Consider the following 21,886-nt stretch of genomic DNA (forward strand, 5'->3'; position numbering starts at 1 on the left):
AAAAAGAGGGAACCCCTCTTTTTATTATCACCTTTTTTTGACCTCTCACTTACCAGCTCTTCTCCTTCTTGCTACTGTTAGGCTAAGCAGGGTAAGCCCTGTTAATAACGGAAGACTGGACTGCTGATCATTTGTGCTTGGTAAGGTAGATATAGCTGTTTTTTTATCCTCTACTCTTTGTTCCGAAACAGTAGTTGCTGAAGAAATAGCCTCTTGACGAGTATTATTCTTTATCAATAGGGGCGACACCTCGGTCACCAACTGTTCTAACTTAGTTTGTTTAGTTGAAATCTCGGCAACGAGTGGTGCTACCTCAGTTGGAGAAGTTAGCGTCTCACTGACTGGTGAGTCTACTTCAGTTGAAGAAGTTGGTATCTTAGTAATTGGTGGTTCTACCTCGATTGGGGAGGTTGGAGAGACAGTGACCGGTGAAGTTATTGATTCCGAATCGCCTACATTCGAGCTTGATTTCAAATTGACAATAATTTCATAAAAGGGACCATTATAATTCAAGTCGCTACTAAAAATTGTAGTGAAACCTTGACTTACCTCAACAGATTCAAAATAATATGCCTTCTCATCAATACCATTGCTTTCATCACGAATGATACTATCAATTGTGGAGTTTGCAACTCGGCGACTCTCTTTAACAGTTGATTCCCCATCTTTAAATTGAATAGTATATAAGGCTTGCCTTATAGTTGAATTCTCATAAATCACACCTTCTGGTAGAAGTCTTTTCTCAATTTCAGGCAGAGGAGTATCCGATGTGTTTACAACTAGTTGCTGGTATGATCGAATTACCTCAGTTTGAGTTCGATTTCCAACAGTAACTGACCTTGAAGAGATTTGGGTCCCCCCAGCACCAACTAAGTCAAATGTTACACCATGTTTTTTTTCAAATGCTGAAATTGCCTCACGAATCACTTGTTTCATTGCCTCATGGTCTTCACCATGGAAATTCGTGCGAATGAGTACTTGCCCACTTGATTTTTCAACAACCTCAATATTGGTTACCACTGTCGTTTCTACAACTGGATATAAATTCTCTATATCAGTAGACTGATTGACAACTATGGATTTCGCAGGCAAACTATCAACAGTAGATAAATAACTCGTATTGCCATAAATATCTGTCAGATATAAATACTTCAGCTCATATTGACCTGGCGAATAAGAATAGTGAATTGTTTCCGATAAAGTTATCCTTTTTTTATTACCCACCAATTGCTCAATATTGGTAATATTTTCGCCAAATCGGAGTGTTCCTGACTCACTTTCAAATCCGAGATTAACAGATGCGATATTTGAATCATCTTCCACTAAAAGTACCACTTCAACTGTTTCACCTTGTTTAGCTTCATTTCGACTAGTTTCTAACTCAATAAACTTAGGTACGGTAAAATCAGTAACGATATTAGGTGAGTTGACGATAGCTTGGGTAGTAATATTTTGAATAATTTCAGGTTCTGAAAGGCTATTTGATGAACTTGCGTTTTTAGCATTCAAATAAACAAAATCTAAAGATAAGTCTGACCTAGGATAATCACTAGCTATTGGTACAGTTACATCAAAGCGATATAGTCCATCCACTAGCTTGATTGGGTTATTACTCTCTCCTCTAAGCACATACTGACTAGTTAATTTTTTATCAGATAGACCAAAGAAAATACGCTCCATTTCCTCCTCAGACGAAACCACAAAACTAGCAGTCAGTTTGTTCCCAGGCTGGTAAGACTCCTTATCAAATGTCAGGGATTCCAATGTAGGAATCGGAATATACTGTAGGGTCAATACCGTATCGCCTTCTACTAGTTCACCATAGAGAGAAGGTTGGTTTTCATAAGATAATCTATAAAGATTGCCATTTTGCTCAATTGTCTGCACTTGATAATCATAGACATAGAAAGTTGGATAGCTTTGAATCAGTTCTGATAAGATCTCTGATCCATCTGCATAAATTGTCTTTTCACGATAACTAATCAATGTCTCTGGAACAGCTTCAACTGATTCTTTAAGCGTTTGCCCCGTCCTAGTCTGATATTGGACAATCACCTTACCTGTTTTCTTTTCAACCTGCTTTGTAGATACCAAATATGGTGTGTAAGTATAGGTTATTTCCGTCAAACCAGCTTTCAAAAGCCCCTGCTCTACACCATCTACTGTAACCTTATAATATTGCCTACCATCCATGCCGTTCAGAAGTAATGGAGCTTCGCCACTAGTATCGTATGTAATCCCTGTCGCAACTGGTTCTTCCGAACCCAATGCTAACGTTGACACTACGCCTGAAATTCTCTTGTCTTCAGCTATGGCAGTCCCATCTTCAAGTTGATAATGAATCAAGACTGAACCAGAAGTAACACTATTAACCGTCATCGAAAGTGGTTCAAATGTATGTTCTGCCAATGAATATTTGGAAGAATCATAGTAATAAACAATATTACCAATCTCGTCTCTTAGAGATAGATGTGTTAAATTATAAATATCACTCGGGCGATTTTCTGGAATGGAGCTAGTTAAAACTGAACGATATAAGCCATTAGCTAATTTTTCGACTTCGATGGAAGAAAAATAAAGACTCTGTCTTCCATCCGAGGAGTAAAATTCTGCCGATACATAGGAAAGATTGCTAGCATCCTCAGATTCAACTGTTAGAGTTACGGTCTCTCCCGACTGATACTCTGTTTTATCTAATGTATAAGAGACAAGTTTTGGTGCAGTGCGGTCGGTCACTGTACCAGTAACCGTCATCGAGAGTGGTTCAAATGTATGTTCTGCCAATGAATATTTGGAAAAATCATAGTAATAAACAATATTACCAATCTCGTCTCTTAGAGATAGATGTGTTAAATTATAAATATCACTCGGGCGATTTTCTGGAATGGAGCTAGTTAAAACTGAACGATATAAGCCATTAGCTAATTTTTCGACTTCGATGGAAGAAAAATAAAGACTCTGTCTTCCATCCGAGGAGTAAAATTCTGCCGATACATAGGAAAGATTGCTAGCATCCTCAGATTCAACTGTTAGAGTTACGGTCTCTCCCGACTGATACTCTGTTTTATCTAATGTATAAGAGACAAGTTTTGGTGCAGTGCGGTCGGTCACTGTACCAGTAACCGTCATCGAGAGTGGTTCAAATGTATGTTCTGCCAATGAATATTTGGAAGAATCATAGTAATAAACAATATTACCAATCTCGTCTCTTAGAGATAGATGTGTTAAATTATAAATATCACTCGGGCGATTTTCTGGAATGGAGCTAGTTAAAACTGAACGATATAAGCCATTAGCTAATTTTTCGACTTCGATGGAAGAAAAATAAAGACTCTGTCTTCCATCCGAGGAGTAAAATTCTGCCGATACATAGGAAAGATTGCTAGCATCCTCAGATTCAACTGTAAGGGTTACGGTCTCACCGGCCTGATACTCTGTTTTATCTAATGTATAAGAGACAAGTTTTGGTGCAGTACGGTCTTCCAATACCTCTGCAGCTCTATCTGTTTCTGTAGAGATCATCGATGGAATATTGGTCGTTAAATTCGAATTTGCAACTGGTGTAGTTGAAATTGACTCCCCATTTGCATTACTTCCTTCTACATCAGTCGAAGAAACAGCTTCTACTGTCGGATAATTTGTAGCTGTCGTGGTTTCAACCTCCAGAATTCCCTCGTTTCCTACAATTCCAGTTGAAGTTGATGTTGCGACATCATTATCTGCAGTTAATTCAACAGTTTCTGAAGCATTTATAACTTGTTCAGAATTTGCTGTTGTGGGAGTATTCTCACTCACTTCATCAGCATAGACAACAGCCGTAGTAGAAAACAGCAAACCTAGGGCCAGCACTCCGACTGCCCCATGAATACCTTTTCTAATACTTCCATACCCTTTGGATTCTTGACATTTCTTAAGCATATAATCCTCCTTATATACAATTTATTATATACATTTTTATTAAAATATAAAAGTATATATCGGCATTTTTTATAAAAAAACACTCAATTTCTTGAGTGTCAATGTTATCTTTAAAAAACATCCACCAAATACTGAAATAATTTTCTATGCTGTTTGCAGTCGTTGTATAGAAATTCCGGGTGCCACTGTAAGCCAAACAGGGCCTGCTTGCCCTTGCTTTCATAGGCCTCAATCGTACCATCTCTCGGATCTAGACCAGTTGCCACCAAACCTGGTGCCAAATCTTTGATCCGCTGATGATGGAAGGAATTGATGGAGCTTCCTTGAGCAAAAAGCTGGCTGACACGACTTTTGGGCTTGACCTGCAAACGATGTGAAGTTCCTTCAATACCATCTTGCCAATGATCTACCACTTCCTGCTCTAAGCTACCACCAAGTGCGACATTGAGCAACTGCATGCCACGGCAGACCGCAAAAATCGGTTTCCCTTGGCGAAGCGCTTCTTTAATCAAAGCCAATTCAAATTCGTCACGCTCCAATAGGTAATCATCACTATCAATTAAACGTTCTTGCCCATACAGACTTGGATCAACATGTTGACCACCTGATAAAATCAACTTATCAATCATGTCGATATAGTCTTTGGCTAAATCAGGAGTTCCCATCGGGATGACCATTGGGATACCACCTGCCTGACGAACACTGTCTGCCAATTCACGCGCAACTGTCACGTAAACTCGACCAGATTTTGTTGGAAATTCTTGTTCATTTCCTGAAATTCCAATAATGACTTTTCCCATAAGAAACTCCTTTCTGTGATTTTTTACATTGTAACACTGCTAGCCAAGCCTGTCTAATATAGAAGTTTTATGGACCGATAAAAATTATTTATCAGTGGCCTTTAATACAAAATGCTCCTTGTCCACTTGAGTCCATTCCCCCACTGTCACGAAATCCTTTAGAAGACCTGTTTGTGACAACTCTTGTAATTGTGCTCTCGCCTGATGAGGATTTAAACTCAAGTTGGATTTCAAAAGATAGCTGGTGTAGGGATGCTGGGGATCTTGAAAAATATCCTGCGCAGGTCCAATTTCTACCAAACTCCCCTTGTACATGACCGCAATCCTATCAGCAAAATGCCGCACCAAATTTAGGTCATGAGAAATGAAAAGATAGGTTAAACCTAAATCCTCTTGAAGCTGGTTAAGCAAATCCAATATGGTTGCCTGAATCGAAACATCCAGAGCAGAAGTCGGTTCATCACACACAATAAATTGCGGATTGGATACAACTGCTCGAGCGATTCCAATACGCTGACGTTGGCCTCCACTAAAGGATTTTGGACGTTTATGTACAGCATCCCCCTGTACACCTACCCTTTCCAACATTGCTAAAGCCCTCTCTTCTGCCTCCTTCTTTGGTAACAAATAAAGCGGTTCTTTGACAAGTTCTAAAGCTGATAGATAGGGATTGAGGGAGGAGTAAGGATCCTGATAGATCACCTGAAGCGCTTGATTTTTTAGTTCCTCAGCTGTCAAACCAGGAAAGTCTACCTGTCCCTGACTTGCTTTTTCCAGTCCCAAAACAATTTTAGACAGTGTCGATTTACCACTGCCAGATTCACCAACCAGACCGAGTGTCTCACCTTTATAAATGGACAAAGCAACACCATTTAAAGCATCGACGCGTTGTTCTTGACCTAACCAATTCTTCTTGGAATATGAAGACATTATATAGTAGTGATTTCATAAAATAAAACTTCCAAAAACAGGTATAGCTAAAAGCTATAGCATCCTCTAATTTTTTACAATTATACAAGTGTTTGTATTTCTGTTAGGATTAGAGCATAGAAATATTTTTGGAGGAAATCCTATGACAACAACTATTATCGGCTTCCCACGAATCGGAGAACACCGTGAATTAAAATTTATCACTGAAAAATACTTTAGAAACGAAATTCCACAAGAAGAACTCTTGTCAGCAGCTAAAGACTTGCGTGCTAAGCACTGGACTATTGTTAAAGAAGCTGGCATTACTGAAATCCCAAGCAATGACTTCTCACACTATGACAATGTTTTGGATGCAGCTGTTCTCTTCAACGTCGTGCCAAAAGCTGTTCAGGACTTAGACTTGACTGACCTTGAAAAATACTTCGCTTTGGCGCGTGGCTATCAAGGAGACAAGGGTGATGTTCGTGCTAGACCAATGAAAAAATGGTTCAACACCAACTACCACTATATCGTTCCAGCTATTGAAAAAGACACAGAAATCAAACTAGCTGGTCACAAGATTTTCGACGAATTCCAAGAAGCAAAGGACTTGGGTATCACAACTCGTCCAGTTTTGATTGGTCCATTCACTCTCTTACAATTAACTGATTTTGAAGAAGGGGTGAAAGCTGAAGATGTAGCAGATAGCTTGGTTGCTGCCTACGGACAAGTATTTGCAAAATTGGCAGAACTTGGCGCTGAAAAAATCCAGTTGGACGAACCTAGCTTGGTCAAGGATTTGACTGATGAAGAAAAAGCCCTTTTCCTCAACATCTACCAAACTCTCTTGGCAGACAAGAAAGGCTTGCAAGTCCTTATCCAAACCTACTTCGGCGATGTGCGTGACATTTACACTGAATTGACAAACCTACCAGTCGATGCCATCGGTCTTGACTTTGTAGAAGGTAAGGAAACGGCTGCACTTGTAGCGACAGGCTTCCCAGCTGATAAAACTCTCTATGCAGGTATCGTCAACGGTAAAAACATCTGGCGCAACAACTACGAAAAGAGCTTGGCTGTTTTAGAGGCTATCCCAGCTGAAAATGTCGTTTTAACAACTTCATGCTCCCTTCTTCATGTACCATTTACAACAGCTAATGAAGTATTTGAACCAGCTATCCTCAACCACTTCGCCTTTGCGGTTGAAAAATTGAGCGAGCTGCGTGACTTGGATGCCATCCGTAATGGTCAAGGGGAAGCGGCTCTCACAGCCAACAAGGAACTCTTTGCACTTGAGCGTGTTGGTCGTGATGCAGCTCTTGCAAACCGCTTGGCAGGTTTGACTGACGCAGACTACACTCGTCTCCCAGTCTTTGCTGAACGTGAAGCTATTCAACGCGAGAAATTGAACTTGCCACTACTTCCAACCACTACGATCGGTTCTTTCCCTCAAACCAAGGACGTCCGTAGCACCCGCTTAGCCTTCCGCCGTGGCGAAATTACCGAAGCCGAGTACGATGCCTTTGTTGAAGCTCGTACGGATGAGTGGATTAAGTGGCAGGAAGAAGTTGACTTCGATGTATTGGTTCACGGTGAATTTGAACGCAACGACATGGTTGAATACTTCGGTGAAAACCTGTCTGGTTACCTCTTCAGTAAGAACGGTTGGGTTCAATCTTATGGACTTCGTGGCGTAAAACCACCAATCATCTGGGGGGATGTGACTCGCTTGAACCCAATTACTGTTAAATGGTCTAGCTATGCTCAAAGCCGTACAAATAAACCAGTCAAAGGGATGTTGACAGGACCTGTAACCATCCTCAACTGGTCCTTCCCGCGTGAAGACATTTCTATCAAGGAATCAACCCTTCAAATCGCACTTGCTATCAAGGAAGAAGTTCTCGACCTTGAAGCAGCAGGTATCAAGATTATCCAAATCGACGAAGCAGCACTTCGTGAAAAATTACCACTCCGCCGTAGCGACTGGTACAGCGAGTATCTTGATTGGGCAATCCCTGCCTTCCGTTTGGTACACTCAACTGTTGCACCAGATACTCAAATCCACACTCACATGTGCTATAGCGAATTTACAGACATCATTCCTGCCATCGACAATATGGATGCAGACGTGATCTCCTTTGAAGCTAGCCGTTCAAATCTCGTAATCCTAGACGAACTCAAGGCTAAGAACTTCCAAACCCAGGTAGGTCCTGGTGTCTATGACATCCACTCTCCACGTGTCCCTGCAGTTGATGAAATTGCACACACTATTCAAGCCATCCTTGCAAAAGTACCGAAAGAAAAAGTTTGGATCAACCCAGACTGCGGACTAAAAACGCGTGGCGAATCAGAAACAAAAGCTAGCCTTATCCACTTGACCCAAGCAGCTAAGGCAGCCAGAAAGGAACTCTAATTTATGATCGGTCAAACCCCAAGTCTCTCATTTGAAATTTTTCCTCCAAAACCAGAAGTAGGCAATGAAAAGATTATCCAAGCCCTTGATGAGATGCAGGGTTTGGCCCCTCATTTTATCAGTGTTACCTGTAGCAATAACAACCTCAATATTGAAGAAACGACTGTTCGCCTGGTCAACCATATTCGTAATGAGCTGGGAATTCCAACCATTGCCCATCTACCAGCAGCCTACCTGACCAAAGACAAGGTCAAGTCTGTACTTCAATCTCTTGATGAAGTCGGTGTTCATCACATTCTAGCCCTTCGTGGTGATATTATTGATGGTCTACCTCCAAAAGAAGATTTCCGCTATGCAACGGACCTCATCTCCTTCATCAAGCAAGAGGCCCCTCACTTTGACATCATCGGAGCTTGCTATCCTGAAGTTCACCCTGAGTCACCAAACTCTGTATCTGACATCAAGAATCTGAAAAAGAAAGTGGATGCTGGTTGCTCAAGCTTGGTAACTCAACTCTTCTTTGATAACGAAGCTTTCTATGAGTTTCAAGAGAAATGCCATCTAGCAGACATCGAAGTGCCGATTATTGCAGGCATCATGCCTATCATCAACAGGAATCAGGCACTTCGTCTCTTGAAAACCTGCGAAAATATTCGTCTTCCACGTAAGTTCAAGGCTATCTTAGAAAAATACGAACATAGTCCTGACTCTCTCCGCGCAGCAGGCCTAGCCTACGCCGTAGACCAGATTGTGGACCTAGTCACCAACGATGTCGCAGGTGTCCACCTCTACACCATGAACAATGCTGAAACAGCTCGCTATATCCACCAGGCTACTCACTCCCTTTTCAATCACTACCAAGGTAGTCTATCAAGTATGATTGGTAGGTAAATAGCAAAAGACTTGAAAGTATCTTTGGATACTTTTCAAGTCTTTTTTTGATGGATAAATATCAAAATATAGTCGAATGACTATATGATTGTGACGACTGCGGAACGAATAATTCTACGAACAGACCTGAATCAAGGAGTTGGCAGGTGATTGTAGGCAGAGGTTGGGCTCAAGCCCAGGCCCACTTCTCAGAGTTCGTGTCAACATCTCAGCAATTCGTGTTTTGCACTCCAAATCTGACCTCTACGGCTGATGCGAACGAGTTCGCTTCATTTCCAACCTCCAACAGTTCCTACTCTGACTGTTGGAGGTGTGCGGAGGTGCGAGTGAAACAGTCTGTGAATAGACTGTTTCAGCAGGTCTCTTTGGGATAAGAAACTAGCCGTACACCCCCAAGCTTGAAAGAAGAAAGTGGGGAAATAGTGAAAAATGACCCCTACGATAACATCTAAAGAGGAAAGTGAGTGTTCTAATGATGACCGGAAACAAGGAAATGAAGTTGCCAATTACTACTCTCTGATAAATAGTATATATCGACACTAGTCTACGTCATACGAGATACATAGAATAATATTACTAGACCGGAAGTTCTACCAAACAACTAACCTAGCCAATGTTTTTTCAGAAACCCCAAAAAGCTGACCGCTTTTGTGCAGTCAGCTAGGGTACATAAATGTGATTTTCTTTATTCTTACAAGAAAGCAAGAATGATAAAGTTTAGAATGAAGAGGACAGTTGCTCCCCAAAGGATTGGGTGGATTTCTTTTGTTTTACCAGTTGAAATTTTTACCAAGCAATAGAAGATGAAAGCTGCTGCAATACCGTATGAGATAGAGAAGCAAAGGGCCATGAAGAAGGCTGCAAAGAAGGCAGGAAGAGCATCTTCGAAGTGGCTCCAATCAACATCAAGGAAGGATGAAACCATCATAACACCGACAATAATCAAGGCTGGAGCTGTTGCAGCTGCTGGGACAATACCGATAAATGGCAAGATAAGAATTGAAAGAAGGAAGAGAAGGGCTGTCGTTACAGCTGTCAACCCAGTACGACCACCCGCAGAGATACCTGCTGCAGATTCAACGTAAGTTGTCGTATTTGATGTACCGAAGATAGCACCGATTGATGTACCGATAGCATCTGCAAAGAGGGCTCTATCCATCTTAGAGTTAAATCCAGTACCATTTTCAAGAGCTTTCTCATCTTCTTCTGAGAAAATACCAGTCTTGCGACCTGTACCGATAAAGGTACCGAGTGTATCAAAGGTATCTGACAAGCTGAAAGCGAAGATAGTCATCAAAACAAGTGGCAGACGGCTTGAGTCAGCAAAGAGAGAAGACAAACCACCGAAAGCTGCTAGGAAAGTTGTACCCAACTCAGCAAAAGCTGTACCGATATTGTTGTTGGCCAAGTCAATCGTAGAAAGATCTACAACACCTGCTGGAATTCCTGCCAAGGTTGTTGCGACAATACCAATCAAAATCGCACCACGAACATTTTTAATCACCAAGACAGCTGTCAAAAGAAGACCAAGTACTGTCAAAAGAACACTTGGGTCAGTGAAAGTTGAAATGCCAGGTACGACACCACCACCAGCAAATACAGAGAAGACACCATTTGCGAATGTTTCAGCTGTCGCATCTGCAGGAGCAACTCCGTTAACAGTAATAATATCTGAACCAGAAGTCAAGAAGGTAATCAAGTTAGAGTTCTTGAAACCAAGGTAGGCAACGAATACACCGATACCACCACCGATAGCGTGTTGCAAGCTAATAGGAATAGCCTTAATGATACTCTTACGGACCTTAGTAACTGTAATAAAGATATTGAATAAACCACAGAGGAAAACCATAGCCAAAGCTTCTTGCCAAGTAAAACCAAGACCGATAACAACTGTATAGGTAAAGAAAGCGTTCAAGCCCATCCCTGGTGCCAAGGCATAAGGAACATTGGCGAAGAGACCCATAACAAGCGTTGAAACCGCGCTGGCAATGATGGTTGCCAAGAATACTGCCTGAGTTGGCATACCAGCAACACTGAGGATGCTTGGGTTAACAAACAAAATATAGCTCATGGCGAAGAAAGTCGTAAGACCAGCCATAATTTCAGTAGAAACGGTCGTTCCATGTTCTTTTAGTTTAAAAAACTGTTCCATTTTTCAATTATTCTCCTTTTATTTACGAACGATATAGCTATTATATACAAATCGCTTTTATACTTCAAGCAATTCATGTATGAAAACGTTATTTTCTAAAACAATGTTCGTTTTTCACGAATATTTCCTCTTGTTTTTGCTTCATATCCTAAAAACGATTAGCTTTTTGCTTTTCTACAGGCATTTTGCTATACTGGAACTTATTAGTTTCAAAAAGGATAAGACAAGTATGAAGAAAAAAATTATTTCCATTGACCTAGATGGTACCTTACTAAATCAAGATAGTCAACTAAGTGACTACACAGTTTCTACTATTAAAAAGGTAAAAGAGGCTGGACATACCGTTTTGATTGCTACAGGTCGTCCCTATCGTATGGCAGAGCAATTTTACAACCAATTAGAGCTAGATACGCCCATGATTAACTTCAATGGTTCTCTCATTCATCTCCCAGGAAAAAAATGGGCCTGGGAAAAGAATATTCTTATTGATAAAAAATACCTACTCGATTTTTTGAAAGAAGAGGAGCGGTTTGAAGCAGACTTTATAGCAGGAGAATACAAAAATAAATTCTTCATTACGCAAAAACATTTAGATAAAATCGACCCTTCCCTCATGGGAGTTGAGCAAATTACACCAGACACACTCATTAAACCTGAGCTGATTACCAGCGACCCCCACTCTATCCTCATGCAAACACGTGCTACAGATAAGTATCAGCTTGCCAAGGAAATGAAGGCCTACTTCAATGATGAACTGGAAATCAATACTTGGGGAGGTCCCTTAAATATTCTAGAAACTTGTGCTAAAGGAGTTAATAAAGCTACCGCCCTTAGCTATGTCTTAAACCTCTTCCAAGCCAGTCCGAGCGATCTAGTCGCTTTCGGAGATGAGCACAATGATGTCGAAATGCTGGAACTGGCTGGCATTAGCTATGCCATGAAAAACTGCAGTGATACCCTTCGTCCTCACGCAGACCGCTTGACTGAATTTACAAATAGCGAAGATGGGGTTGCCAAAGAACTAGAAAAATTATTTCTATAAGAAAGAACTGCGTCTGCAGTTTTTTTCTTTTGTTTTGCATAGCCAGCAACAGATTTCTGAAAAGAGTATGTAAAAATTTCGGAATTTTTTTCTGTTTTTAACACAAATTTGCTTGACAAATTACATGAAAACGTTTTATAATATACAAGTTCAAGGAAATGTAAGCCCATTCATTAGTTTTACATTTCAAAGGAACTAGAAAAAATTTAGGGGGAACAATAATGAGTATTGGAATCATTATTGCAAGTCATGGTGAATTTGCAGCTGGCATTCATCAGTCTGGTCAAATGATTTTTGGCGAACAAGAAAAAGTTCAAGTTGTAACTTTTATGCCAAGTGAAGGACCAGATGATTTATATGCTAAGCTCAATGCAGCTGTTGACTCATTCGATGCTGATGATGAAGTGTTGGTATTGGCGGACCTTTGGAGTGGTTCTCCATTTAACCAAGCAAGTCGCGTTGCTGGCGAACGTCCAGACCGTAAATTTGCCATCATCACTGGACTTAACTTGCCAATGCTAATTCAAGCCTACACAGAGCGTCTAATGGATGCATCTGCGGGGGTTGAAAAGGTTGCCGCAAACATTATCAAGGAAGCCAAAGATGGTATCAAGGTTCTTCCAGAAGAACTTCAACCAGCTGAGGCTGCTCCAGCTGCAAGTGCTGCTCAAGCACCTAAAGGAGCAATCCCACCAGGAACTGTTATCGGTGATGGTAAGTTGAAAATCAACTTAGCGCGTATCGATACTCGTCTCTTGCATGGTCAGGTCGCTACTGCTTGGACTCCAGCTTCTAAGGCTGACCGTATCATCGTCGCTTCAGATACAGTTGCACAAGACGACCTTCGTAAGCAATTGATCAAGCAAGCGGCTCCAGGAAACGTTAAAGCAAACGTTGTTCCTATCAAGAAACTGATTGAGGTTTCTAAAGATCCTCGCTTCGGTAACACACACGCTTTGATTCTCTTTGAAACACCTCAAGAAGCTCTTGAAGCAATCGAAGGTGGCGTAGAAATCAAGGAATTGAACGTTGGTTCTATGGCTCACTCAACAGGTAAAACAATGGTGAACACTGTTCTTTCTATGGATAAGGACGATGTTGCAACCTTTGAACGCTTGCGTGAACTTGGTGTCAAATTCGATGTCCGTAAAGTTCCAAACGATTCACCAAAAGATTTGTTTGACTTGATTAACAAGGCAGATGTTAAATAATAACTGATTAACACTGTGTGATTATCAGAAATATGAAAGGATTATAAATATGTCAGATATTTCAATTATTTCTGCAATTTTGGTCGTTTTTGTGGCCTTTCTTGCAGGTATGGAAGGTGTCCTTGACCAATTCCAATTCCATCAACCAATCGTTGCATGTACCCTCATCGGTCTTGTTACCGGTAACCTAACAGCTGGTGTTATGCTTGGAGGAACTCTCCAACTTGTTGCCCTTGGCTGGTCAAACATCGGTGCTGCGATTGCACCAGACGCTGCCCTTGCTTCTGTTGCTGCCGCTATCATCTTGATTAAGGGTGGTGACTTCTCAGCAACTGCTATCTCAGTTGCTCAAGGTCTTGCTATCCCTCTTGCTGTTGCAGGTCTTTTCCTTACAATGCTTGTGCGTACTGCATCTGTTGCCCTTGTACACGGTGCTGACGCTGCTGCAGAACGCGGTGATTTCGGTGCACTTGAGCGCTACCATTTGATCGCTCTTTCACTTCAAGGTCTTCGTATTGCTGTTCCTGCTGCCCTTCTTCTTGCTATCCCAACTGAGGCTGTTCAAGCTGCTCTTGAATCTATGCCAGCTTGGTTGTCAGGTGGTATGAACGTCGGTGGTGGTATGGTTGTTGCCGTAGGTTTCGCTATGGTTATCAACATGATGGCTACTCGTGAAGTATGGCCATTCTTCGCTATCGGTTTCGCTCTTGCTGCTGTTAGCCAATTGACACTTATCGCTCTTGGTGCTATCGGTGTATCTCTTGCCTTCATCTACCTTAACCTTTCTAAAAAAGGTGGAAACGGTGGCGGAGCTGGTTCTAACGATCCAATCGGCGACATCCTAGAAGACTACTAAGAAGAAAGGAAGAACACAATCATGACAGAAAAAATTCAACTTTCAGTAAAAGATCGTAAAGCGATTTGCTGGCGTTCAACCTTCCTTCAAGCATCATGGAACTTTGAGCGTATGCAAAACTTGGGTTGGGCTTACACAATGGTTCCAGCTATCAAAAAACTTTACACTAAGAAAGAAGATCAAATTGCGGCTCTTAAACGCCACATGGAATTCTTTAACACACACCCATACGTTGCTGCACCTATCGTCGGTGTAACACTTGCCCTTGAAGAAGAGCGTGCAAACGGTGCTGACATCGATGATGCTGCTATCCAAGGTGTGAAAATCGGTATGATGGGACCTCTCGCTGGTATCGGTGACCCAGTATTCTGGTTTACAGTACGTCCTATCCTCGGTGCCCTAGGTGCTTCACTTGCTGTGTCAGGTAACATCCTTGGCCCAATCCTCTTCTTCGGTCTTTGGAACGCTATCCGTATGAGCTTCCTATGGTACACTCAAGAGTTTGGTTACAAATCAGGTAAAGAAATCACTAAAGATATGTCAGGTGGTATCCTCCAAGACATCACTAAAGGGGCTTCTATCCTCGGTATGTTCATCCTTGCCGTACTTGCTCAACGTTGGGTATCTATCGGCTTCAACTTCACGGTTTCTGAAGTTCCACTCTCAGAAGGTGCCTACATCGAGTGGGATAAATTGCCAGAAGGCTACGAAGGTATCCAAAAAGCCTTTGAATTGGTTGGTCAAGGTTTGTCACAAACTCCAACTAAAGTTACTACCTTCCAACAAAACTTGGACGGTCTTATCCCAGGCTTCATGCACTTGCTTCTTACCTTCCTATGTATGTGGTTGTTGAAGAAAAAAGTTTCTCCAATCACTATCATCGTTGGTTTGTTCGCATTCGGTATCGCAGCTCGCCTACTTGGAATTATGTAATCCATTAAGAAACCCCGCTCATGCGGGGTTTTATGGTATAATTAAACAAGAAATGAGGTAACTATGGCACAATCATTAAACAAACACGTCGAACTATCCACAACAGGCGTTTCCTATCTCAGTCTTGCAGGTGGAACGGTTGGCAAGTTCCTGCTAGGTGATCAAGCTCTGGAATTTTATGCTGATAACAACGTTGAAAATTACGTTCAAATTCCTTGGACATCTATCGATCAAATCGGTGCCAATGTTTCCAACAAGAAAATCAGTCGCCACTTCGAAGTCTATACTGATAGCGGCAAATTCCTTTTTGCTTCTAAAGATTCTGGTAAAATCCTAAAAATTGCTCGTGAACATATTGGCAATGATAAGGTGGTCAAACTACCAACTCTCCTGCAAATTCTAGGACAGAAAATCTCAAATCTATTTGCAAAAAAATAAAAAATCAAGTATAATAAGACAAACGGATAAGTAGTATCAGGCATTTTTCAGAAAGTCTGCGGTCGCTGCGAGCAGATAGATAAATGATATGAAATTCTACCGTTGGCTAAAAATGACATACTTAAAGTGCACAGAATGTGAAGCTGGATGGAACCGCGGTAAATATCGCTCCAGCATCTCTCATTCTGTGTTTTTTATTCTAAAGGAGACATCTATGCTAGATATCAAACGTATTCGTACAGATTTTGACGGAGTGGCTGCTAAACTTGCTACTCGTGGTGTGGCTGCTGAAACCTTGGCAAACATCAAGGAATTGGATGCAAAACGCCGCGAAATCTTGGTCACTGTAGAAGAATTAAAAGCAGAGCGCAACACTGTTTCTGCCGAGATTGCTCAAGCAAAACGCAACAAGGAAAATGCTGATGACAAGATTGCGGCTATGCAAAAATTGTCTGCGGACGTGAAAAACTTGGATGCTGAGCTCTTGGAAATTGACGAAAAACTAAATGCCATCCTTGCAGTTCTTCCGAATACACCTCACGATTCTGTCCCTGTTGGTGCAGACGAAGAAGAAAACGTGGAAGTTCGCCGTTGGGGTACTCCACGTGAATTCACTTTCGAGCCAAAAGCTCACTGGGATTTGGGCGAAGACCTGGATATTTTGGACTGGGAACGTGGGGCAAAAGTAACCGGAGCCCGCTTCCTCTTCTACAAGAACTTAGGTGCCCGCTTGGAGCGTGCCCTCTACAACTTCATGTTGGACGAGCATATCGCAGAAGGCTACCAGGAAATCATCACGCCTTATATGGTCAACCACGACTCTATGTTCGGTACTGGTCAATATCCTAAGTTCAAGGAAGATACTTTTGAGTTGGCAGATACCAACTTCGTCCTCATCCCAACTGCGGAAGTGCCGTTGACCAACTACTACCGTAACGAGATTTTGGAAGAAAAAGACCTGCCAATCTACTTCACAGCCATGAGCCCGTCTTTCCGTTCTGAAGCTGGTTCTGCTGGTCGTGACACCCGTGGTCTTATCCGCCTTCACCAATTCCACAAGGTTGAAATGGTCAAATTTGCCACACCAGAACAGTCTTATGATGAATTGGAAAAAATGACCGCAAACGCAGAAAATATCCTTCAAAAATTAGGCTTGCCATACCGCGTTTTAGCTCTCTGTACAGGAGATATGGGCTTCTCAGCAGCTAAGACTTATGACTTGGAAGTCTGGATTCCTGCCCAAAATGCCTACCGTGAAATCTCAAGCTGTTCAAATACCGAGGATTTCCAAGCTCGTCGTGCCCAAATCCGCTACCGCGATGCTGCTGACGGCAAGGTCAAATTGCTCCACACCCTCAACGGTTCTGGTCTAGCGGTTGGTCGTACAGTGGCTGCCATCCTTGAAAACTATCAAAATGAAGACGGTTCTGTCACCATTCCAGAAGTTCTCCGTCCATACATGGGTGGGGTAGAAGTGATTAAACCTTAGGAGTAAGGAAGATGAACAAGAAATGGTATAAGGACAAAAGTCGTGGTGAACTGGCTGGCGTCATCGCTGGCCTGTATGACTACTTCAATCTATACGAAAACTACGGTTGGAAATTAGAGAACGTTCGATTGGTGGTCATTATATTAGCTATTGTCACCAATCTCCCCTTTCTAACCGCCTATATCATTCTGGCCATACTTTTACCAGACAAGTCCGAACTCAACTAAAGCACGCAAAAGACGACTCCAAACGGAATCGTCTTTTCTTTATACTTATTGAAAATAGTAGAAAGCCACTACCGACCAGGCATTATTGATAAAATGCACTGCCATGGGATAGATGAGGTAATCTGTCTTGTAGTAGAGGTAAGCCATTAAAAATCCTGGGCTGGCATAAATGATCCAAGAACCCAAATCTGTCGGTCCATGTAAGAAGGCAAAAATCAAACCAGATACTACAATTCCTAATATCTTGTGCTTTTCAAATAACTTTTTGAATAGATAGCCTCTGACAATGGTCTCCTCGGTAATGGCTGCCTGACAGGCTATTCTGACAAAGGCTAACCAAAAAGGAATCGTTTGTAACAGCTTTTCAATGCCAATCTGATTAGCGGTATCTTCAATCCCTTGAAGGTCCATGATAAACTGCCCGAGATACTTGAACAACTGGGCCACACTATAGGTTAAGAGAACAATACCCAGACCCTTCCAAGTTAAGATTTTTCTATCCCAAATGGCTAGCCCTTTCCTTTCTGCCAACCAACACATAAAGACCACTATTCCAATAGAAGATAGGCCTGCAGTCCATTGAGCGACTGGCGAGGTGGATTGTTCCAATATGGAAATTGGAATATGATCGATAAGCAACAATAGAAAGGCCAGCAGTAAAATCCAGATTTTCCGACAAAACCACTCTAATTTTTGACTGAATGTTTCTAGCATTTCCAAACTCCTAACCACTTCTTCATATAGTCCATGTCTATACCTTCCTGCTCAAAAACTATAGATAATAGTAAGCCAAAAAGGCCCAAGCATTATTGATAAAATGAACTGCCATGGGATAGACAAGATAATCTGTCTTATAATACAGGTAGCCATATAGGAAACCCGGAAGAGAATACAAAACCCAAGAGCCCAAGTCCGTTGGTCCGTGTAAGAGGGCAAAAATCAAACCAGAGACTACAATTCCCAAAACCTTGTACTTTTCAAATAACTTCTTGAACAGATAACCTCTAACAATTATTTCTTCTGAAATAGCAGGTAGACATACAAAATTTATGAAGGCTAACCAAGCTGGTATTTTCTCCAAAATCATTTCAATATACAGCTGATTAGCGGTATCCTCAATTCCTTGAAGATCCATGATAACATAACCTAGTTTTTTACTTAAATAAATCCCTGAAAATGTTAGTGCTACCAGTCCAAAGCCATTCCAGGTCAAGATGTTCCTATTCCAAATAGCGAGGCCATTCCTCTCAGCTCGCCAGTACATAAAAACAATCAAAACCAGTGATACCAAACCAGCAGCCCATTGCGCGACTTGCGCGACAGAGCTATTCAATATTACAATCGGAATAACAGCAAGGACTAACAAGCCAAGCACTCTCACCAAAAGCCAAAGTTTTCGACCAAGCCATTTCAATCGTTGACTAAATGTTTTCATATCATCCTCCTACTCTAATAAAACAGCACACAAGTATAGCTCGTCGCTACAGAATTTATTATATTATTTAACAAGATTTTACAACGATAGTTTTCTTTTGTCAATATCAGCAAGAAAAAAATACTAGGTCTTCCTAGTATTTTCTAAAGCGTTGATAGCGATTTTCGAGTAGCTCATCAAGCGGCAAGGCTTGTAGTTGAGCCAAGTGGCTGACCAAGTTTTCCTTGATGTCAGCCAAGACTTCCTTGGTCGCTCTGCCATTTTCCAAAACAACCCGATCGACCACTTGGAGTTTCTCCAACTCGTAAGAAGTGATCTTCATGAGTTCTGCCGCTTCCATGGCCCGACTGCCATCTTTCCAGAGGATTGAGGCGAAACCTTCGGGGCTGAGGACGGCGTACATGGAGTTTTCCAACATCCAGACCTGGTCTGCGACCGCTAGAGCCAGAGCTCCACCAGAGCCCCCCTCGCCGATGATGATGGCGATAATGGGTACCTTGAGGTCGCTCATCTCCATGAGGTTACGGGCAATAGCCTCGCCCTGCCCACGCTCCTCGGCACCGACACCTGGATAGGCTCCAGCGGTATTGATAAAGGTGACAACGGGACGACCGAACTTCTCCGCCTGCTTCATGAGGCGAAGGGCCTTGCGGTAGCCTTCTGGGTGAGGCTGACCAAAGTTGCGTTTAAGGTTGTCCTGAAGGTTCTTCCCTTTTTGGATACCGATAACTGTCACTGGCTGACCTGCTAGAAAGCCGATGCCACCCACTACAGCACCGTCATCGCGGAAATTCCGATCGCCGTGCAGTTCGATAAAGTCATCAAAGAGTTGTGTGGCATAGTCCAAGGTCGTCAGGCGAGCCTGGTCACGTGCCAAACGGATCATACGTGCTACATCACTGGTCATCTGACACCTCCATGCATTCTCAACAAGCGACTAATGGTCGCTGGCAAGTCCTGGCGTTTGACAATGGCATCGACAAAACCATGTTCCTGTAAAAATTCCGCCTTCTGGAAATCGTCAGGTAGATTTTCCCGAACGGTTGACTCAATAACCCGCCGTCCTGCAAAACCAACCAAGGTCTGCGGTTCTGCTAGGATAATATCGCCTTCCATAGCAAAACTAGCCGTCACACCTCCTGTTGTGGGGTCTGTCAAGACCGTCAGGTAAAAGAGGCCAGCGTTGGAATGGCGTTTTACAGCTGCCGAGATCTTGGCCATTTGCATCAGGCTCATAATGCCTTCCTGCATGCGAGCACCACCAGATGCGGTAAAGAGGACGACTGGCAGTTTCTCTTCAGTAGCCAACTCAAAGAGGCGGGTAATTTTCTCACCAACTACCGTTCCCATAGAAGCCATGATAAAGTGCGAATCCATGATGCCAAGGGCAACTGGCTGACCGCCGATGGTCGCCTTGCCTGTCAGAACAGCCTCGTCCAAACCTGTCTTTTGACGGGTGGCTGCCAATTTCTCTAAATAATTGGGGAAGTCCAGCGGATTTGTGGTTTCAATCCCTGTAAACAATTCCTCGAACGAGCCTTTATCGACTGTCAAAGCCAGGCGTTCCTGGGCTGTAATCCGAAAATTATAGGAACAGTGTTGACAGGTTTTCTCTAATCCCAAATCATTCTTGTAAAGGATGACCTTACAAGCTGGACATTTAGAAAATAGTTCATCTGGCACCTCTGGCTTTGCTTGAGGTGCTGACTCTATCCGCGAACGATTGGGATTGATGCGGATATATTTGTCCTTTTTGCGAAACAAAGCCATAGCATTCTCCTAGTTTACTTTTTTAATTCTTCCTGATAGCGAGGTAAAAATTCTTCCATGAGGTAGGCAGTATCGTAGTCACCTGCCACCACTCGCTTATCGGAAATCAAATCCAGCTGGAAGTCGGTATTGGTCACCACTCCGTCAATTTCCAATTCGTAGAGAGCTCGCTGCATCTTCATCAGGGCTTCAAACCGATTTTCCCCATGCACGATGACCTTGGCAATCATAGAATCATAGTAAGGCGGAATAGTGTAGCCCGGGTAAACTGCCGAGTCCACACGCAGACCAACGCCACCGCTTGGCAGGTAGAGATTGGAAATCTTACCTGGACTTGGGGCGAAGTTGAAGGCTGGATTTTCAGCATTGATACGGCATTCAATGGCATGGCCTGTAATCCGCACATCTTCTTGACGGACGCTGAGTTCCTGACCAGCCGCGATCTTGATTTGCTCCTTGACAATATCCACACCGGTGACAAATTCGGTAACTGGATGTTCCACCTGCACCCGTGTGTTCATTTCCATGAAGTAAAATTCGCCCTTGGCTTCATCCAAAAGAAACTCAATGGTCCCCGCATTTTCATAACCAACTGACTGGGCAGCCCGCACCGCTGCTTGACCGATACGTTCCCGCATGGTCTGACCAATGGCGATAGACGGAGCTTCCTCCAGAACCTTCTGGTTGTTGCGTTGAAGGGAACAGTCCCGTTCTCCCAGATGAATGACATGACCGTGCTGGTCTGCCAAAATCTGTACTTCGATGTGACGAGCTGGATAGACAACACGCTCCATATACATGGCTCCATTACCAAAGGCTGCCTTGGCTTCGCTGGAAGCTGATTCGAAGGCTGGCACTAGGTCTTCGGCTTTTTCCACCTTACGAATTCCCTTACCGCCACCACCTGCCGATGCCTTGAGCATGACAGGGTAGCCAATTTTCTCAGCAATTTCAAGGGCTTCTTGGCTGGTTAAGACTTCACCGTCTGATCCTGGAATAACAGGCACTTGAGCCTTAATCATCTCTGCCCGAGCATTGATTTTATCCCCCATGGTATCCATGACCGTCCCAGAAGGTCCGATAAATTTGATACCGACCTCTTCACAGAGGGTGGCAAATTTAGAGTTTTCACTCAAAAATCCAAAGCCAGGATGAATGGCCTGGGCACCTGTCACAACAGCCGCCGAGATGACTGCCTGCATATTGAGATAGGAGTCTGTCGAACGGGCTGGGCCGATACAGACAGCCTCATCTGCCAACATGGTGTGGAGAGCTTCCTTGTCAGCCTCTGAATAGACAGCCACCGTCGCAATCCCCAACTCTCTGGCCGCACGAATAATCCGCACCGCAATCTCACCACGATTGGCAATCAAAATCTTCTCAAACATGATGAATCCTATCT

The 21,886-nt window shown here is 42.8% G+C and carries 18 protein-coding genes; 9 read left to right on the forward strand and 9 right to left on the reverse strand.

Annotation, left to right across the window (positions count from 1 at the left end):
• Positions 1-45: 45 nt before the first annotated feature.
• The 3 genes from PW220_RS08060 to PW220_RS08070 form a co-directional block, all read right to left on the reverse strand.
• Complete coding sequence (locus tag PW220_RS08060) at positions 46-3,918, reverse strand: LPXTG cell wall anchor domain-containing protein (RefSeq protein ID WP_316716229.1); 3,873 nt, start codon at positions 3,916-3,918, stop codon at positions 46-48.
• A gap of 110 nt (positions 3,919-4,028) precedes the next feature.
• On the reverse strand, positions 4,029-4,718 hold the full coding sequence (locus PW220_RS08065) for a gamma-glutamyl-gamma-aminobutyrate hydrolase family protein (RefSeq protein ID WP_248054006.1): 690 nt from the start codon (positions 4,716-4,718) through the stop codon (positions 4,029-4,031).
• A gap of 84 nt (positions 4,719-4,802) precedes the next feature.
• Complete coding sequence (locus tag PW220_RS08070; RefSeq protein WP_248054005.1) at positions 4,803-5,648, reverse strand: ATP-binding cassette domain-containing protein; 846 nt, start codon at positions 5,646-5,648, stop codon at positions 4,803-4,805.
• Positions 5,649-5,790: 142 nt separating this feature from the next.
• On the opposite strand from PW220_RS08070, the gene metE reads away from it, so the two are divergent.
• Complete coding sequence (metE, locus tag PW220_RS08075; RefSeq protein WP_248054004.1) at positions 5,791-8,040, forward strand: 5-methyltetrahydropteroyltriglutamate--homocysteine S-methyltransferase; 2,250 nt, start codon at positions 5,791-5,793, stop codon at positions 8,038-8,040.
• Positions 8,041-8,043: 3 nt separating this feature from the next.
• Entirely contained in the window at positions 8,044-8,931 is an 888-nt protein-coding gene (gene metF / locus PW220_RS08080; protein WP_248054003.1) for a methylenetetrahydrofolate reductase [NAD(P)H], read from the forward strand.
• 691 nt (positions 8,932-9,622) lie between these two features.
• On the opposite strand, the gene PW220_RS08085 is transcribed toward metF, so the two are convergent.
• Positions 9,623-11,083, reverse strand: coding sequence for an NCS2 family permease (locus tag PW220_RS08085; protein ID WP_248054002.1), 1,461 nt, complete (start codon positions 11,081-11,083; stop codon positions 9,623-9,625).
• Between the two features lie 229 nt (positions 11,084-11,312).
• Here PW220_RS08085 and PW220_RS08090 point away from each other — a divergent pair, with 229 nt between their 5' ends.
• From PW220_RS08090 to PW220_RS08120, 7 genes are all read left to right on the forward strand, one after another.
• Positions 11,313-12,125: a Cof-type HAD-IIB family hydrolase gene (locus tag PW220_RS08090; RefSeq protein ID WP_172050526.1), complete on the forward strand. Its 813-nt coding sequence runs from the start codon at positions 11,313-11,315 to the stop codon at positions 12,123-12,125.
• A gap of 221 nt (positions 12,126-12,346) precedes the next feature.
• Positions 12,347-13,336, forward strand: a complete 990-nt coding sequence (locus PW220_RS08095) for a PTS sugar transporter subunit IIB (RefSeq protein WP_105118522.1) — start codon at positions 12,347-12,349, stop codon at positions 13,334-13,336.
• Between the two features lie 49 nt (positions 13,337-13,385).
• A complete protein-coding gene (locus tag PW220_RS08100; protein ID WP_105118523.1) occupies positions 13,386-14,192 on the forward strand; it encodes a PTS mannose/fructose/sorbose transporter subunit IIC in 807 nt (268 codons plus the stop codon).
• A gap of 21 nt (positions 14,193-14,213) precedes the next feature.
• The gene (locus PW220_RS08105; RefSeq protein ID WP_105118524.1) at positions 14,214-15,125 is read left to right on the forward strand and encodes a PTS system mannose/fructose/sorbose family transporter subunit IID; all 912 of its coding nucleotides are present in this window, start codon (positions 14,214-14,216) and stop codon (positions 15,123-15,125) included.
• A 63-nt stretch (positions 15,126-15,188) separates the two neighbouring features.
• Positions 15,189-15,563, forward strand: coding sequence for a DUF956 family protein (locus PW220_RS08110; RefSeq protein ID WP_105160027.1), 375 nt, complete (start codon positions 15,189-15,191; stop codon positions 15,561-15,563).
• A 214-nt stretch (positions 15,564-15,777) separates the two neighbouring features.
• Positions 15,778-17,052 carry a serine--tRNA ligase gene (serS, locus tag PW220_RS08115; RefSeq protein WP_172136641.1) on the forward strand — a complete coding sequence of 425 codons (1,275 nt, stop codon included), beginning with the start codon at positions 15,778-15,780 and terminating at the stop codon, positions 17,050-17,052.
• Between the two features lie 11 nt (positions 17,053-17,063).
• Entirely contained in the window at positions 17,064-17,279 is a 216-nt protein-coding gene (locus tag PW220_RS08120) for a PspC domain-containing protein (protein WP_024386157.1), read from the forward strand.
• A 45-nt stretch (positions 17,280-17,324) separates the two neighbouring features.
• Here the strand turns inward: PW220_RS08120 and PW220_RS08125 are convergent, their stop codons facing one another.
• The 5 genes from PW220_RS08125 to PW220_RS08145 all read right to left on the reverse strand — a co-directional run bounded on the left by PW220_RS08125 (position 17,325) and on the right by PW220_RS08145 (position 21,872).
• Entirely contained in the window at positions 17,325-17,993 is a 669-nt protein-coding gene (locus tag PW220_RS08125) for a CPBP family intramembrane glutamic endopeptidase (RefSeq protein WP_248054001.1), read from the reverse strand.
• Positions 17,994-18,051: 58 nt separating this feature from the next.
• Positions 18,052-18,714 (reverse strand): CPBP family glutamic-type intramembrane protease, encoded by a 663-nt coding sequence (locus PW220_RS08130; protein WP_248054000.1) that lies wholly within the window; start codon positions 18,712-18,714, stop codon positions 18,052-18,054.
• 133 nt (positions 18,715-18,847) lie between these two features.
• Positions 18,848-19,621, reverse strand: coding sequence for an acetyl-CoA carboxylase carboxyl transferase subunit alpha (locus PW220_RS08135; RefSeq protein ID WP_105118530.1), 774 nt, complete (start codon positions 19,619-19,621; stop codon positions 18,848-18,850).
• Complete coding sequence (gene accD / locus PW220_RS08140; protein ID WP_105125151.1) at positions 19,618-20,484, reverse strand: acetyl-CoA carboxylase, carboxyltransferase subunit beta; 867 nt, start codon at positions 20,482-20,484, stop codon at positions 19,618-19,620. Before accD ends, PW220_RS08135 begins: the two co-directional genes overlap by 4 nt.
• Before the next feature lie 14 nt (positions 20,485-20,498).
• Positions 20,499-21,872 carry an acetyl-CoA carboxylase biotin carboxylase subunit gene (locus tag PW220_RS08145; RefSeq protein WP_248053999.1) on the reverse strand — a complete coding sequence of 458 codons (1,374 nt, stop codon included), beginning with the start codon at positions 21,870-21,872 and terminating at the stop codon, positions 20,499-20,501.
• Positions 21,873-21,886: the final 14 nt, after the last annotated feature.

It is taken from the genome of Streptococcus sp. 29892, assembly GCF_032594935.1.
GTDB lineage: Bacteria > Bacillota > Bacilli > Lactobacillales > Streptococcaceae > Streptococcus > Streptococcus hyiners.

What these genes read in the sequence shown, in the direction of transcription:
- PW220_RS08100 (WP_105118523.1), top strand. Translation starts at nt 13,386, where the DNA reads ATGTCAGATATTTCAATTATTTCTGCAATTTTGGTCGTTTTTGTGGCC.
- PW220_RS08105 (WP_105118524.1), top strand. Translation starts at nt 14,214, where the DNA reads ATGACAGAAAAAATTCAACTTTCAGTAAAAGATCGTAAAGCGATTTGC.
- PW220_RS08085 (WP_248054002.1), bottom strand. Translation starts at nt 11,083, where the DNA reads ATGGAACAGTTTTTTAAACTAAAAGAACATGGAACGACCGTTTCTACT.
- accD (WP_105125151.1), bottom strand. Translation starts at nt 20,484, where the DNA reads ATGGCTTTGTTTCGCAAAAAGGACAAATATATCCGCATCAATCCCAAT.
- PW220_RS08120 (WP_024386157.1), top strand. Translation starts at nt 17,064, where the DNA reads ATGAACAAGAAATGGTATAAGGACAAAAGTCGTGGTGAACTGGCTGGC.
- metE (WP_248054004.1), top strand. Translation starts at nt 5,791, where the DNA reads ATGACAACAACTATTATCGGCTTCCCACGAATCGGAGAACACCGTGAA.
- PW220_RS08070 (WP_248054005.1), bottom strand. Translation starts at nt 5,648, where the DNA reads ATGTCTTCATATTCCAAGAAGAATTGGTTAGGTCAAGAACAACGCGTC.
- PW220_RS08135 (WP_105118530.1), bottom strand. Translation starts at nt 19,621, where the DNA reads ATGACCAGTGATGTAGCACGTATGATCCGTTTGGCACGTGACCAGGCT.
- metF (WP_248054003.1), top strand. Translation starts at nt 8,044, where the DNA reads ATGATCGGTCAAACCCCAAGTCTCTCATTTGAAATTTTTCCTCCAAAA.
- PW220_RS08145 (WP_248053999.1), bottom strand. Translation starts at nt 21,872, where the DNA reads ATGTTTGAGAAGATTTTGATTGCCAATCGTGGTGAGATTGCGGTGCGG.
- serS (WP_172136641.1), top strand. Translation starts at nt 15,778, where the DNA reads ATGCTAGATATCAAACGTATTCGTACAGATTTTGACGGAGTGGCTGCT.
- PW220_RS08065 (WP_248054006.1), bottom strand. Translation starts at nt 4,718, where the DNA reads ATGGGAAAAGTCATTATTGGAATTTCAGGAAATGAACAAGAATTTCCA.
- PW220_RS08130 (WP_248054000.1), bottom strand. Translation starts at nt 18,714, where the DNA reads ATGAAAACATTTAGTCAACGATTGAAATGGCTTGGTCGAAAACTTTGG.
- PW220_RS08060 (WP_316716229.1), bottom strand. Translation starts at nt 3,918, where the DNA reads ATGCTTAAGAAATGTCAAGAATCCAAAGGGTATGGAAGTATTAGAAAA.
- PW220_RS08090 (WP_172050526.1), top strand. Translation starts at nt 11,313, where the DNA reads ATGAAGAAAAAAATTATTTCCATTGACCTAGATGGTACCTTACTAAAT.
- PW220_RS08095 (WP_105118522.1), top strand. Translation starts at nt 12,347, where the DNA reads ATGAGTATTGGAATCATTATTGCAAGTCATGGTGAATTTGCAGCTGGC.
- PW220_RS08110 (WP_105160027.1), top strand. Translation starts at nt 15,189, where the DNA reads ATGGCACAATCATTAAACAAACACGTCGAACTATCCACAACAGGCGTT.
- PW220_RS08125 (WP_248054001.1), bottom strand. Translation starts at nt 17,993, where the DNA reads ATGCTAGAAACATTCAGTCAAAAATTAGAGTGGTTTTGTCGGAAAATC.